Below are 21221 nucleotides of genomic sequence, written 5' to 3' on the forward strand. Positions count from 1 at the left end.
GTTAATCATATATAATTATATTCAAATGAACGCTTGAATATAATTATGATTTAAGAGGAGTGATTGATAGAGATGCTAAATTATGAAGTTGTGATAATCGGTGGAGGTCAAGCAGGTTTAGCAATGGGGTATTATCTAAAAAAGAAAATATATCATTTGTTATACTAGATAAAAATGAACGTGTAGGCCATTCCTGGAGAAGCAGATATGATTCTTTGGTTTTATTTACTCCTAGTAGATATAGTAGTTTACCTGGATTGGCGATGGAAGGTTTATCAAAAGAATTTCCAACTAAGAATGATATTGCTGACTATTTAGATAACTATGTAAAGCGTTTTGATCTCCCAATAATGTTTAACACTAACGTAGTTACATTAAATAAACAGTCCGATGAATCATTCCTCTTAGAAACTAGCAGTGGTCAAATTATAGCTAAACAAGTAGTGGTAGCAACTGGGGCATTTCAAAAGCCTTTTATACCAAATGTAATAAAAAAGGAGTCGAGTATATTCCAGCTTCACTCTTCCGAATATCATTCACCAAGGGAAGTGAAAGGGACCGATATACTAGTTGTAGGTGGTGGTAATTCTGGGGCACAAATTGCCGTGGAATTAGCAAAGGATCACAACGTAACAATAGCAGTCGGGCACCAATTTAAATTCCTACCTTTAATGTTTCTTGGAAGAAGTATTTTTAATTGGCTGGAAATATTCGGACTGTTGTATGCAGGAAAAGATACGCTAAAAGGGAAATGGGTTCAGAGACGATATGACCCGATTTTCGGAAAAGAACTAAAGAACCTTATTCAGAATAAAAAAGTCGATGTAAAACCTAAGGTTACCCATGTCATTGATACTGAGGTTCAATTTAAGAATAACACTCGGAGAAAATTTTCAAGTATTATCTGGTCTACTGGTTTCGTTCCTGATTATAATTGGATTAATGTAGAGGGTATTATTTCAGATGATGGACATCCTATACATAACAGGGGAATAACTGATATTAAAGGTTTATATTTTATAGGTTTACCTTGGCAATATCAGAGGGGGTCCGCCTTGATATGTGGAGTGAGTTTAGATGCAAAGTATCTTGTTCCAACAATTATTTCAAATGTTGTATCTACAAAATAGAAAGAATAAGGTTTAAACTCCATATATTGTTAGTTTTCCGTTCGATCATACAAAAACTCCACATGAACGAATTCTACCTTCATGCGGAGTTTATAGACCATTCCTATTACATCTTCTCATTCAATTCAACTTGTCCTTTTCGATAGGCATTCGGGGAAACTCCGACTGCTTTTTTAAAAGCGGTACTAAAATAATGCTGTGTTTCATAACCTACTTTGGAAGAAATCTCATTAATCGTTAAATTTGTTGAATGTAGTAGCTGCATTGCATTTTTCATTCTTATTTTCGTTAACGCTTGAACAAAGGAATAACCTAGTTGTTGTTTAAATAAACGACTCAAATAAGTCGGGGTAACATCTAATTCATTTGCTATCGTTTCTAACGTCAATGTAGAATCATGAAAATGAAGAGTCATATAATGCTCTGCTCCCCTTACAATTTGTGAAACCTCGTTTTGTTCACTGACCTTTTTTTGACATCTTTTAAAAGCGTTCGTAATATCTAAAAAGTCTCCACTTACACGTTCTACCGATACAAGCACCCTAACTTTTAATTCCCGCTGTATGAATTGGTCAATCGTAATGAGATTGACATAATTAGAATCTCCCCACCCAACTAAATACACATACCCTGATAACATCTGACATGCGACGATAACCTCTTTTCCTACTAATTGTTGTTTTATGAGCTTCTCTAGTGCTGTCATCATCGCTTGTTTTTCTTGATTAGACAGTAGGGACTGCTTCACTTTCATTTCAAGGAGAAAGATAACACCTACATAAGCTGGCGGCGTCTTCGGAAGCTGTAAAAAAACCAGTTGCTGTTTTAACTCCTCATTGCTTAATTGTCCATGTAACAGCTCGAAACAAAAATGCTCACGTAATAACGGAACATTTCTTTCTAATTGCTTTGAATTTTGTTCTCTTAGCTTTTGTTGCTCCATTTCACTTTGTAATTCCAGACAAACCTTTTCTATAACGTCATTTAACTCATCTGTATCAACCGGTTTAATAATATAATCAACGACATTAAGCCGGAGAGCTTCTTGTGCATACGAAAATTCGTCATGTCCTGTAACAATGATGACTTTACAATCTGGAAGCGATTCGCGAAGCTGTTTGATTAAAGTTAAACCGTCCATGATTGGCATATTTAAATCCGCTAATAATATGTTAACCTCGAAACGGAGGGCCAATTCTAATGCTTCCTCCCATCTTCTGCCTCTGCCACTATATCCAACTCCATTCTATTTAAATCAATCGAATCTCTAATCCCTTCACGGATAATCATTTCATCATCAGCTATTATCATTTTCCAACGATTCATAACGGTTCCCCCCTTTATACAAATATATGAATTCACAGAACATAAAAGCGGTTTCGATGCATTTAATTTTTTATCAATCTAAAACTTGGTGATTTTCTAGAACTGGATGATTAATAGTTACAACGGTTCCCTTATTCAATTCACTGTTAATTGCTATTCCATATTGATCACCGAACGTTAATTGCAGTCGAGCGTGAACATTGACAATTCCATATCCCTTCTTTAATCGCGATTCATTCTCATCATCTGAGTATTTTAAAAAGGTATGGAGGCTCTCTCTTAATTGGGCTAACGTTTCCTGACACATCCCTTTTCCGTTATCAGCAATTTCAATGATCAACATATGATTTTTCACTTGAGCATTAATCGAGATGAAACCCGGTCCTCTCCGTTCTTTTATTCCATGGTAAATCGCATTTTCAACAATTGGCTGTAAAACTATTTTTAAAATAGATAAATTCTTTATGCTTGGCGACACCATTAAAGAATAATTAAGCTTATTTTTATAACGTACTGTCTGTATTTGTAAGTAGTTTTTTACATGTTCAATTTCATCCTCTAATTGAATAATCGTATCACCTTTACTTAAGCCTATACGAAAAAGCTTTGATAGTGATCCAACCAATTCTGCAACATCTGGTGCATTTTTCTTTCTGGCCATCCATTGAATAGTATCTAGTGTATTATAAAGAAAATGGGGCTTGATGTTTGCTTGTAAACTATGAAATTCAGCTTCTCTTTTCTTTCGTTCTTGACGTTCCGTTAAAGAAAGGAGCTTATGTATTTGTTTGATCATCGTATTAAAGCTTCGTCCTAACCGTCCAACTTCATCCTTACCTTCTCCATCATAACGAATCGTCAAATCGCCTGATTCAGCCTTTTGCATCGCCAGCATTAATTGATTAATAGGACGTGAAATCGTATGTGATAGAAAATATGATGCAGTAATTCCGACAAAGCATACGAAAAATACAAATGATATAACGTAAAATAATATTTGTTGTACTTCTGATACAGCTTGATCTGCCAAAAAGACACCAACTGTAATCCATTCCGTGAAAGTTGATTTTTGATAAATCAATTGATACTCTTCATTTTGTATATAATCAGTGAAAATGCCGAAGTTTTGACTAAAGCTTGATTCAATATCACACTCAATAAAACTTAATGGGGTAGGCGAATAAATTGTCTCACCGTCTAGATCAATGACCATTAAATAACCCGATTTACCTAAACGAACACTACGAACAGCTTCTTCAATAACACGAAGCTTCAGGTCGATTAAGATGACTCCTTTCTCCTCACCAGTTTCTTGGTCCATTATGGCACGAACAACTGTTACAACTTCATCCTCACGATAATGAGCATGTGATGTAATTCGTCTCCCCTCTGGTCTGCCAATCGTTTTGGCAATGCCGTTATGTTCAACTGCTTGACGGTACCAACTTTCACGAGTTAGCTGAAAAGCTGATCGTGTATAAAGCTCATTACTCAAATATTCACCTTCACTGTTTACAACTAAAATCCCTGCTATCTCAGGGTGGATCGTTGTGAAGGTTTGCAAAAATTGTGATATTCCATATTCTTCATCAGGGTTCATATCTTCAATTTGAAATTCTCCATCCAAAAAACTTTGAATATGCGGGTCAAACGAAATAAAATAAGTCATATTTTGCACATTTTCTATATGTGATTCAACAGTACGATTTACCTTGTCAATTAATTGCAACGTGTTATCATTTACTTGCTGTTCAATAATTCGGTCTACAGCCCAACCAATTAAAACACCAAGCAGTATGGATGGCAAAATACTAATGAGCAAAAAATGAATGACAAGCTTATAGCGTATTGGTAAGTGATTGAGTTCAGACAGCCTTTGTAACATGATTTCTCACCTAATCTGCATAATAGTAGTCAACGTTTTCTTCTGTCACAATCGTAATCCCAGTATCTACATAGAGCGGCAATGGTGCGATTTCTTTCGTTTGCAAAATTTGCGGCTCCGTAAGATCATGGTGGAGGTGAAATAAATATACTAATGACCAATACCCCATATTCCAAGTTCCTTGGGCGAGCGTCGCCGAAATAATTCCTTCATCTACTAAATCTAGCGTCCCTTTGTCAGTATCAAAGCTAATAATCTCGATATCGCCAATTTTCTTCTCTAAACGAATCGCATCGCCAACACCGACACCTCCATTCGCTTCAGTTGCAAAAACACCAGCAATAGTTGGATAATCGTTAATTAATTGATGAGTGACTGTTCGTGAAAAGAGGCTATCACCTTGTCCGTCCTTAATTGCAACGATGTCCATTTCTGGATAATCAGCCTTTATTGTATCTTGAAACCCTTTCGTGCGCTCCTGGTGATTTAATTGATTAGGTAATGTTATGACCGCTACTTCTCCTTTTCCTTCTAACAGCTTAGCCAGTTCATGAGCTGCAGTAGCACCAGCATTATAATTGTTTGTTCCTAAAAAAGATTGTGCTTTACTATTTGCTGCCCCCGAATCAAATAAGACCACCGGAATCCCAGTATCAACTGCTTTATTAATCGTTTCTGTTAGCTCATATGGGTCAATGGCTGAAAGTGCGATTCCAGCAGGGTTTTAGCAATTGCTTGTTCTAATACGGTAATTTGCTCCTGTATATCATATTGAGCTGCTCCCCTATACTCAACGGAGACGTTCAATGCTTGGGCAGCATCCTCAAAACCTTTTAAACTTCTTTTCCAATAATCCATACCCGATTGAAACGTAACCATTATATACGTTTCTTGAATATCACCTTGTAAACCTTGTGTATCCCATGGGTTAGCTGTCGGTTCTTTAAAATGAAATTGGTAAACATAAATCATAAAAATCCCAATCAGGACAACATAGACGAGCAGTAATTTCTTCACCTTTGTAACCCCTTTCATAAGAATGAACTCCCTATTTCATTTCAAGAAACTTTTCCCCTTTCCTACTATATGTTTACAAATAATTTTCAGTCTATTATAACTGATTCGTTAAAAATGTTGCTATAAAATCAAGCTAAAGCGTCTTTCACTTTTATAAAAAACCCTTAGCTGATTAGTAATAGCTAAGAGTGTTTAGGGTATGAATGAATTCTATGAGTCATTGTAAGTTCTACACGTTTAAACTGTTTATTATATGTTACTCTACTAATTCGTGAATTTGCTTTAAATGGTGAGCATCATGTCTTACAAATATTTTGACAAAGCTTTCAATAGAAAATTGCCTTTTCCCCGCTCCGATCGTAAAACGTATGTCTTCTTCTAATGCATCTAACTCACGTACAAGCTTTTCTCTTGTTTCAATAAATAACTTTATAATACTTTCAATCGATTGGTCCCCTACCAATTCAAGACCTTCTTCATTATGCTTATTATGATCAGGGAAAGCAGTCAATTTCGCACCATCGACCATATTTGGAACCATTTGATGTAAGATAAAATAATCCCAATAATACATATGTGCAATGATTTCTTTTGTTGACCATTTTCCATTTGCAATCGGCTGATTTAAGAGATTACTTGATTGATCTTTTAATTTCTCTACCTCATTTACCGTTCCTAAAAACGATTTCAATTGTTTCATCATTTACCACTCCCCATCCTTATTAACTAAATCATAGCATAACCTGTAAGGATTTAACCTTTTATCAAAACTATTTTCTCATATCCTATTGACAAAATTATAAAAAAGAAGCAAAATGAACGCGTGTACATTACTAACAAAGGTGGTGATTCCGTTAGCAACAAGAAAAGATGTTGCGTTACGTGCCGGTGTTTCAGAAGCTACTGTATCAAGGGTTTTTAACAACGTCACGCCATTACGCGATGAAACAAAACAGAGAGTACTACAAGCAGCAAGAGAATTACAATACCATCCGAATACGATAGCACAAAGCTTTGCAAAAGGAAAAAGCGGAAATATAGGTGTCATCGTACCATATTTACCACGCGTTCGTATTTTATCAACATACTACTTTTCAGAAATTTTAAGTGGGATCGGAAAGCAATTAGCTGAGCAACAGTATGGTTTGCTTTTACTGTTTCAGTCACCAGATGAACAAAGGAACTATTCAGAGCTTTTCCATTCACAAAAGGTCGATGGCTGTATCATACTTGGTTCTAAGGATATTCCTTCTGAACGAGAACAGTTGAGCAAACTCCATGAAAATAAATACCCCTATTGTCTTGTTAATCAAACATTTCACGATGAGCCATTTCACTCCATTGATGCAGAGCATGTTAAAGGTAGTCAAGAAGCAGTTGAGCTTTTATTGAACAAAGGATATAAGAACATTGCTTTTCTTAACGGACCAGACATTTATTCTAATAGTCAAGAACGAGCCATTGGTTATGAACAAGCTTTGAAGAAGGCTGGCATTGCATTAAATAAAGATTTAAATTTTATAGGCAATTATAGTAGAACGAGCGGGTTAAACATAGCAAAAAAGCTAGCTCCGGTTCTAGCTGATATTGATGCCATTTTTGCAGCAAATGATCGAATGGCAATTGGTCTCATGCAAGGCTTACGTGAATTAGGCTATCAGGCTGGACGCGATTATGCGTTAATTGGCTATGATGACTCTGATCTAACAACAATGGTTCAACCTACGCTTAGTTCTGTCAAAGTCCCGTTTTTTGAAATGGGGAGAATAGCTGCTGAGCTTGTTTTAACAATGATTACTAGCAATCATTCAAACACCATTCATAAACGATTGCCAGTTAAAGTAATCGAACGTGTTTCAACTCAAATAAAAAACGTATAAGGAGAGAGAAGCATGAAATCTATCAATATCGGAATGGTAGGATACAAATTTATGGGGAAGGCACATAGCCATGCTTATCGTGACCTTCCGATGTTTTTCCCAAAACATATTCGGCCTGAAATGAAAGTCATTTGTGGTCGAAATCCCCAAAGCGTTTCAGATGCGGCCTCACAATTTGGCTGGGATGAGTATACGACCGATTGGCGCGATTTAATCAATCGTGACGATATTGACTTAATTGATATTAATGCACCGAGTGATGCTCATAAAGAAATTGCCATTGCAGCAGCAAAAGCAGGAAAGCATATTTTATGCGAAAAACCGTTAGCGCTTACATTGGAAGATGCACGTGACATGCTTCAAGCAGTAAAAGAAGCCGACGTAAAACATATGGTGAACTTTAACTACCGTTTTACTCCTGCTGTCATGCTAGCAAAAAAGTTGATAGACGAAGGCCGCTTAGGAAAAATCCATCATTTTCGTGCTTGGTTCCTGCAAGATTGGATTATTGATCCTAATTTCCCGCTCGTTTGGCGACTGCAAAAGGACATCGCTGGATCTGGTGCACATGGTGATTTAGGGGCACATTTAATCGATATGGCCCATTACTTAATCGGTGATATGACAGAAGTAATCGGGATGAGTGAAACGTTTATTAAAGAACGCCCTCTCCCCTCTGATATGACAGGTTTATCAGCGAGCGGAAAAGAAAATGGACCTAAAGGCTAGTAACCGTTGATGATGCAACATTATTTTTAGCTCGTTTTGCAAACGGGGCTCTCGGCAGCTTTGAATCTTCACGATTTGCTACTGGGCACCGTAGTACAAATTCGTTTGAAATTAACGGAAGTAAAGGAAGCGTCATCTTTGATTTTGAACGATTAAATGAGCTTCAAGTTTACTTTGCTGATGACCCGGATGATGTACAAGGTTTCCGCCGTGTTGTTGCAACGGATGAAGCACATGCTTATTCGGATGTATGGTGGCCTGCTGGACATACAATTGGTTATGAGCATACGTTTATTCACGCAATAACCGAATTAATGGAAGCGTTCGCAGATGATCGCCAGCCCGTTCCTAACTTTGAGGATGGGGTTAAATGCCAGCAAGTATTAGAAGCAGTTGACTATTCAATTGCGCAACGCCGCTGGGTTGAAGTAGCCGAACTTTAAAATAGGAGTGATACGATGAACAAGAAAGCATTAATTGTTTGGGGTGGCTGGGATGGACACGAGCCCGAGCAGGTCGCAGGAATTTTTAAAACAATTTTAGAAGAAGAGAATTTCGATGTAGAAGTAGCAAATACATTAGATGTCTATGCGGATCGTGAGAAACTAAAAATATTAGATTTAGTTGTGCCCCATTGGACGATGGGACAAATTGAAGGAACGTATGTATCGCATATTTCTGAAGCGGTTCAAAGTGGTGTCGGTTTAGCAGGCTGCCATGGAGGAATGTGTGATTCCTTTCGAACAAATGTTGATTGGCAATTCATGACAGGCGGCAATTGGGTTGCACATCCAGGAAATGATGGCGTCAACTATACTGTGAATATAAAAATACTTCGAGCCAATACTTGAAGGACTTTCAGACTTTGATGTATGCAGTGAACAATACTATTTGCATGTCGACCCTGCTGTTGAAGTGTTGGCAACGACTCGTTTTCCGGTCGTAGCAGGACCTCATTCTTATAACAAGTCCGTTGACATGCCTGTCGTATGGACGAAACGCTGGGGTGTTGGTCGAGTGTTTTATAGTTCATTAGGTCATGTTGCAAATATAGTTGAAATGCCTGAAGTATCACTGATTATGCGTAGAGGCTTTCTATGGGCCGCAGAAGGCAAAAAATTTATATAGCGGAAAAAATGAAGGAAAAAGTTCAGCGTACACTGGTATGGGAGATAGTCAATTATAATAGACAGTAGGTGAAATCATGCACACGATGAAAGTGGGAATTATCGGATGCGGTAATATTAGCTCCATTTATTTCAAAAATTTGCGAACCTTTAGCCAAATCGAGCTTGTCGCTTGTGCAGACATAAACGTTGAGAGAGCACAGGCACAAGCAAATAAATTTGCGATCAAAAATGCATATTCTGTTGATGAAATTTTAAATGATTCGTCGATTGAGCTAATTATCAATTTAACAATTCCACAAGCACATGCAGAGGTATGTTTAAAAGCACTTAACGCAGGTAAACACGTCTACACGGAAAAACCATTGGCAGTAACAATTGAGGAAGCAACTGCTATTATGCAAAAAGCGAAGGAAAAAGGTCTTCTCGTCGGCTCGGCACCTGATACTTTTTTAGGAGCAGGAATCCAAACAGCTGTCCAAGTGATTGAATCTGGTGAAATTGGCACACCAATTGGAGCCTCTGCCTTTATGATTGGTCGCGGACATGAACATTGGCATCCTGATCCTGATTTTTATTATCAAGTTGGCGGTGGACCAATGTTTGATATGGGGCCTTATTATTTAACGGCTCTCACAGCTCTTTTAGGGCCGATGAAAAAAATAGCAGGGTCTGCTCGGATTAGTTACCCAGAACGAACGATTTTGAGTGAACCAAAAGCGGGAACAAACATAACGGTTTCGACCCCTACTCATCTTTCTGGAGTGATTGATTTTGCAAACGGAGCTATTGCAACGTTAACAACAAGCTTTGATGCATTTGGCGGGTCCACTTTGCCCCCAATCGAAATATACGGAAGTGAGGGCACAATGCTCGTACCAGACCCTAATGAATTTGGCGGAGCGTAAAAGTAAGGAAGCGTGATCAAAAAGAATTTACAACAATTCCACATAGCCACTACTACGATGGAAATAGTCGTGGTGTAGGTGTAGTAGAAATGGTAAATGCGATACTAACAGGTAAAATACATCGAGCAAGTGGAGAATTAGGCTATCATGTATTAGAAGCTATGCATGGCTTCCACATTTCTTCTGAAAACGAAACACATTATCTAATGAAAAGTACGTGCGTAAAACCAGAATCATTACCTGCTGGCTTCCTGTTCAGTGCAGAAACTTCAAAATCATAGAATAATAGCTTAAAAAAGGAGTGCCTCATCTTGTCATGGGCACTCCCCCTTCATTATGCTAGCTATATATGAACATCCTCTAACCTACGTATCTCTTCCTCAGTTAACTGAATCTTTGAGCCCTCTAAGCATGAAATCAGTTCCGTTTCATTTTGAGCACCAATTAACGCTGCAGTTGGAAAAGGTTGATTTAAAACATAGGCTAACGCAATTTGTATCGCTGTGACCCCTTTTTCTTTCGCTAACGCTTCAGCTCGACGTAAACGCTCCCAATTAGCTTCACTATAAAATACACGAACAAGATCTTTATTGCTACGATCTTCTGGAGTAAAACGCCTGTAAAAAAGCCTCTTGCTTGCGAAGACCATGAAAGAAGTGGCAATTGATGCCTTTCATGCCATCTACAATCCTCTTTATCTGCTGAAACACACCCAGTCCAAAATGGTTCATTTGGCTTTGCTAAACTTAGATTAGGGCTACTAAACGTAAAGCCAACCAGCTTTTGATGCGGCATATTCATTCGCCTCTTGAATACGATCAGACGTCCAATTAGATCCGCCAATCGCTTTTATTCTGCCAGCTTTAATGTGCTCATTAAGGACATCAACGATTTCACTAACAGGAACAGTTGGGTCATCACGGTGTAATGCATATAAATCAATGTAGTCCGTTTTCAGTCGTTCTAAGCTTTTAAACAAATCATTTGTAATTGCCTCGCGATTTACACGGGGACCATACTGATCATGATGAGCCCCCTTCGTTAATATAATGATATCATTACGATTTCCTCGCTCCATCATCCATTGTCCAATCGCTATTTCACTTTCTCCGCCACAATAAACGTGGGCTGTATCAATCGTATTTCCACCGATCGAAACATATCGATCTAACACTTGACATACTAGATCGTAATTGCTTGGTCGAAAATAGTCTGAGCCCTGAATTAAAACGGAAACTAATTTTTCTAGCCCTTCAATACGAATCATCTGCATAGGAACACCTCACTATTGTATTTCAATGCGTTTACGTTCAGTTGCTGATTGTAAACATGCATCTAACACTTTCATATTTAAAACAGCATCTGTCGCTGGATATGGTAGTGGTTCACCGTCAAGAATCCTTCTTCCTATTGCATCTGCTTGTAATATATATTGGTTTAACTTAGGCACTTCAACTTCTAACTTTCCTTCATTTGTTATAACAAAAAGTGGTCCTCCTCCGTTTGATGAACGACAAACGCCGATGGAACTTCGATTCGCCCGTCTGTTCCAACTATTTCAAGTCTATTTCGAAATGCTGCCCACATTCCGCAATCAAACGTAAGGGCAACTCCTTGACCAAATTCCAACAATCCTGAAGCCATCATATCAACACCATCATGTTTTTCCGAAAAGAATGCATGAGTCGTTGCTGCTGTTGGTTCCTTCCCTAACACCATACGTGCCACACTAATCGGATAAACACCTACATCATAAAGCGAGCCTCCACCCCATTCTCTCTTATATCGAACATTGTTATAATCCTCTGAATTATTAAATGTAAATGTACAATGGATTCCTCTTACTTCACCGATTTTCCCCGAATCAATTACTTCACGTATCATCGCATAACGTGGATGATAACGATACATAAACGCCTCAGCAAAGACAACACGTGCTACTCTACAAGCTTCTTCCATTTCGAGAATTTCATTTGTGTTCAACGCTGCTGGCTTTTCACATAAAACATGCTTTCCCGAACTTGCCGCTCGAATCGTCCACTCTTTATGGAGATGATTCGGTAATGGGATGTAAACAGCATCAATACTAGAGTCACGTAATAATTGCTCATAGCTACCATACGCTACAGGAATTGATAATTCGTCTGCCATTGCCTCCGCTTTTTCTTTTGTACGACTAGCAATTGCGACAACTTCTCCAGTCTCAGATTGCTGAATACCTGGAATGACCGATTTCCTTGCAATATCTGCACATCCTAAAATACCCCAACGAACCTTTTCCATATGTTCCCTCCTCAAAATAATACTATATTGTCATTATATAGAATAATAGATAGAATAAAAATATAATCTTATTGACCTACCATATAACAATATTGTTTAAGAAAGACGCATTTCATTTATCTTATAAATACTGAGCGGATCCTTCACACGATGTTTGCTCTACATGCAAGCGAGGTTCTTTCATGAAGACGTAACAAGTGGGCCTTTTCTCTTCCTTCGTATAATCTTTTAGAATACCTTATAAATAGTATCGTTCTTATAAGCACTGTGCTTTAAGCCTGTGCTCTTCTTTCGATTTACCTTGTAACTACCACCAACCTTAGAAGAACAATCAGTCATTTGTGTAGCATCACTCAACCTGTAGTTACTCTCTTCATTACCTCTAGTTACTTGGTTTTAACTTATCACTATAGGAGGGCATCCAATGCAGCGACAAGCACTATTCCCCACGTTAACAAAATATGAATATCTCATTTTGACAGAATCAGTTGGACATTATTATGATGAGCCAGACCACGTTGTCAAAAGAGACGTAGCAACATTAAATAACTTTAGCATTCACTTTATTCTCTCTGGTTCCGGTTATGTTGAAATTGATAACGAGTGCTTCTTCGTAAAAAGAGGAGATGCTTTTTTATATTTTCCTATGCAACAGCAATGCTACTATAGTAGTGAAGATGACCCATGGGATATTCGATGGGTACATTTTTACGGAGACCATCTTCAGAGCTTTTTATCTGAAAAAGGATTTCAACGTCATGTACTATGGAAAGTCCAACAAATCGCCCATTTAGAAGCAATTCATGAAACATTACTTCAAACAGCTGAACGACACTGTCTCCTACAGCTATCACAAATCTCAACAGCAACGTATGCGTTTTTAATGGAGTTCATTACAAACGTACAACCCAGACAGCTAGGTAAAAAAGTAGAATTGGATATTCGTATCGATAGACTTTTACCACGAATGCAAGAAAAAGCTTGCGAACCATTTGACTTAGATTATTGGGCAAAACAAGCAAATGTTACTAACTATTATTTTTGTCGTCTCTTTAAACGGACGACGCAAATGACGCCTATGGCGTTCATCACATTATGCCGATTACAGCGAAGTAAACAATTATTGCTAGCTAATAAAAAGATGACCGTAAAAGAAATTGCAGAGCTCTCAGGTTATTCAAGTGTTAGTTATTTTAACAAACGTTTCATGGAGCACGAAGGAATAACCCCTACAAAATATCGGCAAATATATCAATAGGATCATGAATAATAAACCCGCATTTGCTCACACAATGAGTTATGATACAATATTCTCTAGACGCCGAGAGTATGGAAAAATGATACACAAAGAACTTATAAGATAGGGTGGATACTAAATGGAGAATACGAATTCCAATTTCATACGACAAATCATACAAAAAGATTTAGAAACAAAGAAGCGCGATCGTGTCGTAACGCGTTTCCCTCCAGAACCAAACGGCTATTTACATATTGGACATGCGAAATCAATCGTTATTAATTTTGGATTAGCAGATGATTTCAACGGGAGAACTCACCTTCGTTTTGATGATACAAACCCGCTCAAAGAGGATACAGAATATGTTAATGCGATTAAAGAAGATGTGAAGTGGCTCGGTTATGAATGGGATGATTTATTTTTCGCATCTGATTACTTTCAAGAAATGTATGAGCGTGCCGTACTTCTCATAAAAAAAGGAAAAGCTTACGTTGACGATCTATCGCAAGAAGAGATTCGTCAATACCGTGGGACATTAACAGAGCCAGGTAAAGATAGTCCCTATCGAAATCGTTCAATTGAGGAAAATCTTGACTTGTTTGAACGAATGCGTAATGGTGAATTTGCTAACGGCGAGAAAGTACTTCGTGCCAAAATTGACATGAGTTCACCGAACATTAACATGCGTGATCCGGTCATTTATCGTATCGCCCACGCATCACATCATAATACTGGCGATAAATGGTGTATTTACCCGATGTACGCATTCGCTCATCCATTAGAGGATGCGATTGAAGGGGTTACGCATTCTTTATGTACGACAGAGTTTGAGGATCAACGCCCACTATACAATTGGGTGGTCGCTGAATGTGAGATGGAACACGTCCCAGAGCAAACAGAATTCGGACGTTTGAATATTACGAATACCGTAATGAGTAAGCGAAAACTAAAGCGACTTGTTGATGAGAAAATCGTTGACGGCTGGGATGATCCACGAATGCCAACAATATCTGGTTTAAGACGGCGAGGCTATACACCTGAAGCGATTCGTGCATTTGTAAAAGAAACCGGCGTTTCAAAAGGCTCAGGTGAAGTGGATTCCCAAATGTTGGACTATTTCGTTCGTGAAGATTTAAAATTAAAAGCACCACGGACAATGGGCATTATTCGTCCACTGAAAATTGTCATTACGAACTACCCAGAGGGACAGGTAGAAATGCTTGATGCGGAAATTAATCCTGAAAACCCAGAAATGGGTATACGCCAAATTCCTTTTTCACGTGAAATTTATATTGAACAAGAGGATTTCATGGAAAATCCTCCGAAAAAGTATTTTCGTCTTTTTCCTGGAAATGAAGTTCGGCTTAAGCATGCTTATTTCATAAAATGTGAGGACGTTATTAAAGACGATGAAGGAAATGTTATTGAAATTCATTGTACGTACGACCCTGAAACGAAAAAGTGGTAGTGGGTTTACAGGCCGAAAAGTAAAAGGTACGCTTCATTGGGTGGAAGCTTCACAAGCAATCCCGGCAGAATTCCGCCTTTATGAGCCACTACTTGTAAAGGATCAATCAGATGATGATCATGGTGAGGATAAGGATTTCATTGAACAAATCAATCCGAACTCTATACAAGTACTTCAAGGCTTCGTTGAACCGAACATGAAAGAGGTTCAAGTACAAGAAAAGTTTCAATTTTTCAGACATGGCTACTTCAATGTTGATCCAAAGGATAGTACAAAAGAGAAGCCTGTGTTCAATCTCATCGTCTCGCTAAAAAGCTCATTTAAACTTTAATCTTTTTTCGGAATTACGTCATTCTAAAAACGAAATGAAGTGCCTCTCATTAGTAAAGAGGCACTTCTACTTATTTACCAACTGTTCAATTTTATCATTAGGATAAATGACTAAACCCGTATCTTCCTTTTGTGCGGCTTGATCCATCGCAAAAGCAACACTTTTCGCCTCAATTCCTTTCACCTTTCTAAGCGGACCAATGAAAAGAAACGATAATGCCCGAAACAAGACTTCAGCTGTCTTTTCACCTAAACGAAATTCTGACCGTTTCCCAAGCAATAAAGAAGGCCTGAAGATGGCAATATAATCATAATTGATTTTACTCACCTCATCTTCAAGCTCACCTTTTATTTTAGAATAGAAAATGGAAGAGTTAGCATTTGCACTCATTGCACTAACAAAGAGAAATCGCTTCGCACCTGCCTTACGTGACAGCTTAGCAATTTGTAAAGGATACGTTACATCAATTCGATACATTACCTCTTTTGATTGTGCCTTCTTAATCGTTGTTCCTAAGCAACTAAACACATCATCAACGTGAAAATCAATGACAGATTCATCAAGCTTGTCAAAATCAATAACGATTTCTGTCAGCTTCTCATCTGTTATTCCCAAAGTCCTACGAACAATTACGACAACCTTATCGTAGTAAGTCCTTTTTAATAACAACTTTAGCAGCTCCTGACCGACTAAACCCGTCGCCCCAACAAGTAAAGCTGTTTTAGCCATCATCCCTTCCCCCCATTCAAGCCTTTATGAATCACATATAAAATGATGATTGTTACTAATGTAAGTATAAGGACCATAAGGTGTACGTCTCTCATTCGATCTGCTTGAACCGCATCATAGATTGCTATTGATAACGTTTGTGTTTGTCCTGGAATGTTCCCTGCAACCATTAGTGTCGCACCAAATTCCCCCATTGCTCGGGCGAAGCTAATACAACTCCTGCTAATACACCCCGATACGATAGTGGCAATATTAGATACCAAAACAGCTGTAGCCGATTCGCACCATCCAATTGAGCAGCTCCACGCATATCCCGACTAACCCCTTCAAAAGAAGCTTGAATCGGTCTAATTAATAGTGGTAATGCTGAGATCGCCGCTGCAATGACAGCAGCCTTCCATGTAAAAACAATCGGTTGACCAAATAGCTGTTCAAACACTTGCCCAATTACACTATTTCTCCCTAAAATGACTAATAAATAATAACCTAGTACAGTCGGCGGAATCACTAGCGGGATCGTGATGACGATCGAAAGCAATTCAGTCCATTTATTTTTCCGATAAGCAAACCACCAGGATAAAAGAATTCCTAATAAAAAGGCAATAAACGTTGCGATCGTAGCGATTTTTAAAGACAACAATAACGGTGTGATCATCGTATTCATGACGGCTGTTCAAACCCATATTTGCTTAATAATTCTAAGCCACGATCACTGACTAAGAATTGGATAAACTGTTCACTTGCTTCATAGTTCTCTGTATCAGAAACGATTGCCAATGCTTGTATGATCGGTTCATAATCAGCTTGATCGATCAACTGATAGGACAAATCCGTATCGAGCGTATGTGCCAACGCTATAAAGCCGACATCAACATTTCCCGACTCAACATATTGAAACGCTTGCCTAATATTTTCAGCGTAAATAATTTTCTCCTTAACTTGATCCCAAAGCTCCCACGACTGTAATGTTTCTTGGGCAGCTTTGCCGTAAGGAGCATGCTCTGGATTTGCAATCACGATTGATTGAACTTCGTCACCAAGCAGAGCATATTCATCTAATCTATCTAAACCTGAACGCCCCATCAAAACAATTCGACCAACGGCATAATTTACTTTCGTATCAGCTAGAACATCGCCACTTTCAACTAAGCGATCAATAAATGATTCATGAGCAGCTGCAAAAAGATCAAAAGGAGCCCCTTGTTGAATCTGTTGGGTTAACAGTCCAGTCGCTCCAAACGTATATTCGACCTTCGTCCCCGTTTGCTCAGTAAATTCATCTCCAATCTCTGTAAAAGCATGATACAAATCCGCTGCTGCTGCAATGTATATTGTTTTCTCCTCCTCATTTGCATTGTTCATACACCCACTGAGGAAAAGCAAACCTACTAATACTATAAATCGTCTCACAATCCTTACCCTCTCTTCTCAAAATACATCGTTATTATACCATAGCCGTCACTCTATAAGAGCAAGTCAAATTAATTGTTGTAATGGTAAAACCAACTAAGCTGCTCCCTGTTTCACTCTCCTACTATAGGACATCTTAACTTCTATAAAATAAAAAAGTCTATCTCACTTCAAACTAAGAAGTAAGATAGACTACACACTTGCAAACTGTTAGACCTTCTATTCTTTCAACACACTTTGTTCAATTTCTTTAAGCTGATAAAAGTACCCCTTTTTTTTTAATCAGTTCTCCGTACGTACCAATCTCAACAACCTGTCCTTGATCCATCACGACAATTTGGTCCATTTTATCAAGCCCTGATAATCGATGACTAACTAGAATGAACGTATCTTGCTTCGCTTGTTCGAATAGCCAATCATATAGCTTTTGCTCGGTCTCAAGATCTAATGAGGAGGTCGGTTCATCAAGCAACCATAAACGGCCACCTTTAGCCTTTGCACGAGCAAGTGCTAGCCGTTGTTTTTCCCCACCTGATAAATTCCGCCCATTTTCCATAACATGATCATCCAAAGAAAAAGACGTTAAATGAACATCCTTTAAGAGCTGCTCCAACTGTTCATTCGACCAGTCATCACCTTGTAGAAGCAAATTTTCTTTTATTGTTCCATAAAAAAATTGACTGTTTTGAAACACAACATTTGCCTGTTTCCAAACGGTTTCCTGCTTAATCTCGTTTATCGGCAGACCATTAATGAATACATCCTCTGCCGTATATGATTTTAATAGTAAGTGCAGAAGCGTTGATTTCCCTGATCCACTAGGACCAACAATCGCCGTTTTTGACTGAGCTGGAAACTCAATTGTCACGTTCTTTAACGTTTTTCGAAATTCGCCAGCAAACCCGAAAGATACATCACGGAACATCAATGACGGAGCACCCCAATCACCTTCAGGTTCATCAGCTTGATCACTATGCTGTCCTTCTTGACTCACTGACACATCCTCTAATCTCTTGGCAGCTTGTTCACTTTCTTCATAATGAATCGGAAAGATCGCCATCGGTACTGATTGTTCAAAGACGATAAAGCTTACCATTACAAGCATTGCTAGTAAAACACCATCTAACTGTCCACCCGTTACTAACAATACACCAACGACAAGCACTAGCCATGAAATCAAATGAGAGATCGCAATGTTCCAAGCTTGATTATAGGCAGATTGTAAGCCCTCTTTCTTTTGTTCCGTTATATATTCATTAGCAAGTTTGCTTAATCTCCTTTTTTTCCCTTCAAGCTGTTGATGAATTTTCAACTCACGTAAGCCATAAAACCACTCTGTTACTTCAGTTGAGTATCGTGAGCGTTCCATTCGAACCTGACTGCTTATCTTACGTTGTCTCTTAGCAAACCAAGCAGGGATAACAAAGCCTGTTAACAACAATCCGCATAATAAGCAAATGGCAATATAAATAGAAGAAAAGGAAACAAAAAAGATCGTACTTAAAAAGACGAGCAGCATAATAATGGGAGGATAAAGTACTCGCAAAAAGAAATGTTGTAAGCTTTCCACATCACCTACAATTCTGGCTAATAAATCACCACTTCGGTAACGTTGAAATAATGACGCACCAACCTTTTCAACTTTGTCATAAAAATAGACCCGCAGCTCACTTAACATTGTAAATGTCGCCCGATGAGAATAGTACCGCTCGCCATAACGCTGATAGCCTGATGAAACTGCCGATCTTAACGATGGCTACCATTGCAATGAGCACATACATTGGCGGCTCCAAAGCTGCTTGTGAAATTAAATAACCATTCGCTGCAAATAGTCCAACTGCAGTAACTCCAGCTAGAAAACCGCATATAACAGATAATAGAACATCCCTTTTTTCCTTCAGCAATAGACGAATAATTGGTAGAAGCTCACTCATTCTCCTCACCTCCTATAGCAGCAAAGAACATTTGCTGATAACGTGGTGACTGTGTCATTAATTGTGCATGACTTCCCTCACCAATAAGTGCACCATCGTCAATAAAGTAAATTTGATCAGCTCGTTTAATTGTCTGTAAACGATGGGCGACTGTAATAACGAGGGCTTGCTTAGCAAGTTGCTCAATTGAAGCATGTAAGACTCGCTCTGTAGCTAAATCGAGCCCTGATGTCGGTTCATCAAACAATACAATCGCTGGTTGCTTTATAAAAGTTCGAGCGAGAGCAAGGCGTTGTTTTTCACCACCAGATAACCCGCGGCCACCTTCTCCGATCACCGTTTGAAACCTATTTGGCAACGATTGGATGAACTCAACAATTCCAGCCTTTTCAGCTGCCTTGTATAAACTTTCTGTTGTCGTCTCTTTTCCCATCGTTATATTTTCAGCTATCGTACCAGCAAAGAAATAAGGATGCTGCGTCACATAACTAATTCGACCAAACCACTCGTTCTCCTTATACGCTGGTAACGGCCGATTGTTTACAAACACCGCTCCTTCTGTTGGTTGAAGCAGCCCAGCGATAATATTAAGCAATGTCGTTTTACCTGAACCACTTTTTCCGACGATCGCGATCTGGCCTTCTTTTGGAAAAGTAACGTTTACCCCTTTGACTTCAAATCCTTCTGAGCAATATTTGAAGTGAATATTTCTTAGCGAAATGGAACAATTTGAATCAGCTAACGAGTAATCTCCCCATTCGGCTCGCTTTTCTTCCTTTTGAAATTCTTCTTCTATTTTTTCAGCTGCTCCTGTACTGCTTCGACCAGCATGAAAGGCACTACCTAACTCTTTCAATAAATTATAAAACTCTGGAACAAGCAGCAAAATAAAGAAGGCTGTAAAGAAATCTATTTGCTGAAACACAACTAAACGCAGACCTAATTCTAATGCAACAAGTCCAATACTTAGCATTGAAATAAATTCAAGCATTAACGATGACGTAAACGCAACCTTTAAGATCTCCATCGTCGTATCACGAAACCGCATGCTGCTTTGCCGTATCAATTCTTTATATTGCGTTGATTTACCATATACCTTCAACGTTTCAAGACCTTGTAACGTATCAAGAAATCGACCAGAAAAAGCCTTCATGCTCTCGAGCTTTTCTTCTGATTTCCGTTGTGTCATGTGACCAATAATCGCCATAAATATCGGGATGAATGGTGCCGTAATTAGGAGAATTAGCCCCGAATAGAGATGCTGACTAAAAATGGCAACGAGAATCATTACTGGTGCAATAGTCGTTACAATTCGTTGTGGTACATATTTACTAAAAAAGCTGTCCAATTCGTCCACCGTATCAAGCATAACACTCACTTTTGCACCTGATTGTCCTTGATTTGATGCTAGTAACGTTTCGTTTGCATAAGTCTTTAATAAACGGTTACGTATATCTCCTTTTACGTCTGCAGCAATACTAGAACCTAAGTAATTGCTCCAATAAGATAGCATTGCTCTAATGAGCAACACACCTAATAGCACGATTAATAACACAATGACGTGTTCAACATTTGCATTTCGCAAGAACACGTCATTGACAATTGAAACAATTAAGTAGCTCTGAGTAATAACAATTGCTCCAAACCCAATAGCTACTGCATATAACAAGTAATATTGCTTCTTTTTTGCAGCCGCTAATTTTTGCAAAGTTTTCATCGGCTAATCCTCATATTTGCTACTTTTATGTGCCGTAAAAAAGGAGATGATTATCGCAAATCCAGCAACAAGGAGTGGTGCATAAAACAACAAGAATTCGTGCATGTTCA

13 protein-coding genes and 8 pseudogenes are annotated in these 21221 nt (G+C 38.5%); 7 read left to right on the forward strand and 14 right to left on the reverse strand.

Features of this window, described 5'->3' with window-relative positions; genetic code table 11:
• The first annotated feature begins 72 nt into the window (after positions 1-72).
• Positions 73-1130 (forward strand): annotated as a pseudogene (locus JCM19034_RS10250) (flavin-containing monooxygenase).
• Positions 1131-1236: 106 nt separating this feature from the next.
• Here JCM19034_RS10250 and JCM19034_RS10255 read toward each other — a convergent pair.
• The 5 genes and pseudogenes from JCM19034_RS10255 to JCM19034_RS10270 all read right to left on the reverse strand — a co-directional run bounded on the left by JCM19034_RS10255 (position 1237) and on the right by JCM19034_RS10270 (position 6058).
• Positions 1237-2325, reverse strand: coding sequence for a helix-turn-helix domain-containing protein (locus tag JCM19034_RS10255; RefSeq protein WP_062049478.1), 1089 nt, complete (start codon positions 2323-2325; stop codon positions 1237-1239).
• Positions 2326-2327: 2 nt separating this feature from the next.
• Complete coding sequence (locus JCM19034_RS24065; RefSeq protein WP_269431687.1) at positions 2328-2456, reverse strand: hypothetical protein; 129 nt, start codon at positions 2454-2456, stop codon at positions 2328-2330.
• Positions 2457-2529: 73 nt separating this feature from the next.
• The gene (locus JCM19034_RS10260; RefSeq protein WP_062049479.1) at positions 2530-4341 is read right to left on the reverse strand and encodes a sensor histidine kinase; all 1812 of its coding nucleotides are present in this window, start codon (positions 4339-4341) and stop codon (positions 2530-2532) included.
• 10 nt (positions 4342-4351) lie between these two features.
• Positions 4352-5358, reverse strand: a pseudogene (locus JCM19034_RS10265) (substrate-binding domain-containing protein).
• A gap of 256 nt (positions 5359-5614) precedes the next feature.
• Entirely contained in the window at positions 5615-6058 is a 444-nt protein-coding gene (locus JCM19034_RS10270) for a DinB family protein (RefSeq protein WP_231686904.1), read from the reverse strand.
• 115 nt (positions 6059-6173) lie between these two features.
• On the opposite strand from JCM19034_RS10270, the gene JCM19034_RS10275 reads away from it, so the two are divergent.
• The 4 genes and pseudogenes from JCM19034_RS10275 (at position 6174) to JCM19034_RS10290 (ending at position 10283) form a co-directional block, all read left to right on the forward strand.
• Complete coding sequence (locus tag JCM19034_RS10275; RefSeq protein WP_062049483.1) at positions 6174-7238, forward strand: LacI family DNA-binding transcriptional regulator; 1065 nt, start codon at positions 6174-6176, stop codon at positions 7236-7238.
• A gap of 12 nt (positions 7239-7250) precedes the next feature.
• A pseudogene (locus JCM19034_RS10280) lies at positions 7251-8410 on the forward strand (Gfo/Idh/MocA family protein).
• A gap of 15 nt (positions 8411-8425) precedes the next feature.
• Positions 8426-9153: pseudogene (locus JCM19034_RS10285) on the forward strand (ThuA domain-containing protein).
• Positions 9154-9171: 18 nt separating this feature from the next.
• Positions 9172-10283: pseudogene (locus JCM19034_RS10290) on the forward strand (Gfo/Idh/MocA family protein).
• A 62-nt stretch (positions 10284-10345) separates the two neighbouring features.
• On the opposite strand, the pseudogene JCM19034_RS10295 reads toward JCM19034_RS10290, so the two are convergent.
• A pseudogene (locus JCM19034_RS10295) lies at positions 10346-11275 on the reverse strand (aldo/keto reductase).
• 12 nt (positions 11276-11287) lie between these two features.
• Positions 11288-12285, reverse strand: a pseudogene (locus JCM19034_RS10300) (Gfo/Idh/MocA family protein).
• Positions 12286-12709: 424 nt separating this feature from the next.
• Between JCM19034_RS10300 and JCM19034_RS10305 the strand changes: the two are divergent.
• Both JCM19034_RS10305 and JCM19034_RS10310 read left to right on the forward strand, forming a co-directional pair.
• Positions 12710-13543, forward strand: coding sequence for an AraC family transcriptional regulator (locus JCM19034_RS10305; RefSeq protein WP_062049485.1), 834 nt, complete (start codon positions 12710-12712; stop codon positions 13541-13543).
• Between the two features lie 118 nt (positions 13544-13661).
• Positions 13662-15321, forward strand: a pseudogene (locus JCM19034_RS10310) (glutamine--tRNA ligase/YqeY domain fusion protein).
• A gap of 66 nt (positions 15322-15387) precedes the next feature.
• On the opposite strand, the gene JCM19034_RS10315 reads toward JCM19034_RS10310, so the two are convergent.
• The 7 genes from JCM19034_RS10315 to cydD form a co-directional block, all read right to left on the reverse strand.
• Positions 15388-16053, reverse strand: a complete 666-nt coding sequence (locus tag JCM19034_RS10315; protein ID WP_062049486.1) for an oxidoreductase — start codon at positions 16051-16053, stop codon at positions 15388-15390.
• A complete protein-coding gene (locus JCM19034_RS23120) occupies positions 16050-16220 on the reverse strand; it encodes a hypothetical protein (protein WP_231686905.1) in 171 nt (56 codons plus the stop codon). Before JCM19034_RS23120 ends, JCM19034_RS10315 begins: the two co-directional genes overlap by 4 nt.
• Positions 16220-16714, reverse strand: a complete 495-nt coding sequence (locus JCM19034_RS10320; RefSeq protein WP_231686906.1) for a molybdenum ABC transporter permease — start codon at positions 16712-16714, stop codon at positions 16220-16222. Before JCM19034_RS10320 ends, JCM19034_RS23120 begins: the two co-directional genes overlap by 1 nt.
• Positions 16711-17460: a molybdate ABC transporter substrate-binding protein gene (gene modA, locus JCM19034_RS10325; RefSeq protein ID WP_062049488.1), complete on the reverse strand. Its 750-nt coding sequence runs from the start codon at positions 17458-17460 to the stop codon at positions 16711-16713. The genes JCM19034_RS10320 and modA overlap by 4 nt, the downstream gene beginning before the upstream one ends.
• Positions 17461-17710: 250 nt before the next feature.
• The gene (locus JCM19034_RS10330) at positions 17711-19138 is read right to left on the reverse strand and encodes an amino acid ABC transporter ATP-binding/permease protein (RefSeq protein ID WP_370621880.1); all 1428 of its coding nucleotides are present in this window, start codon (positions 19136-19138) and stop codon (positions 17711-17713) included.
• Positions 19128-19394, reverse strand: a complete 267-nt coding sequence (locus JCM19034_RS24855; protein ID WP_370621881.1) for a hypothetical protein — start codon at positions 19392-19394, stop codon at positions 19128-19130. Before JCM19034_RS24855 ends, JCM19034_RS10330 begins: the two co-directional genes overlap by 11 nt.
• Complete coding sequence (gene cydD, locus JCM19034_RS10335) at positions 19387-21111, reverse strand: thiol reductant ABC exporter subunit CydD (protein WP_062049490.1); 1725 nt, start codon at positions 21109-21111, stop codon at positions 19387-19389. The genes JCM19034_RS24855 and cydD overlap by 8 nt, the downstream gene beginning before the upstream one ends.
• Positions 21112-21221 lie beyond the last annotated feature (110 nt).

It is taken from the genome of Bacillus sp. JCM 19034, assembly GCF_001310635.1.
Taxonomy (GTDB): domain Bacteria; phylum Bacillota; class Bacilli; order Bacillales; family Bacillaceae_D; genus Halalkalibacter.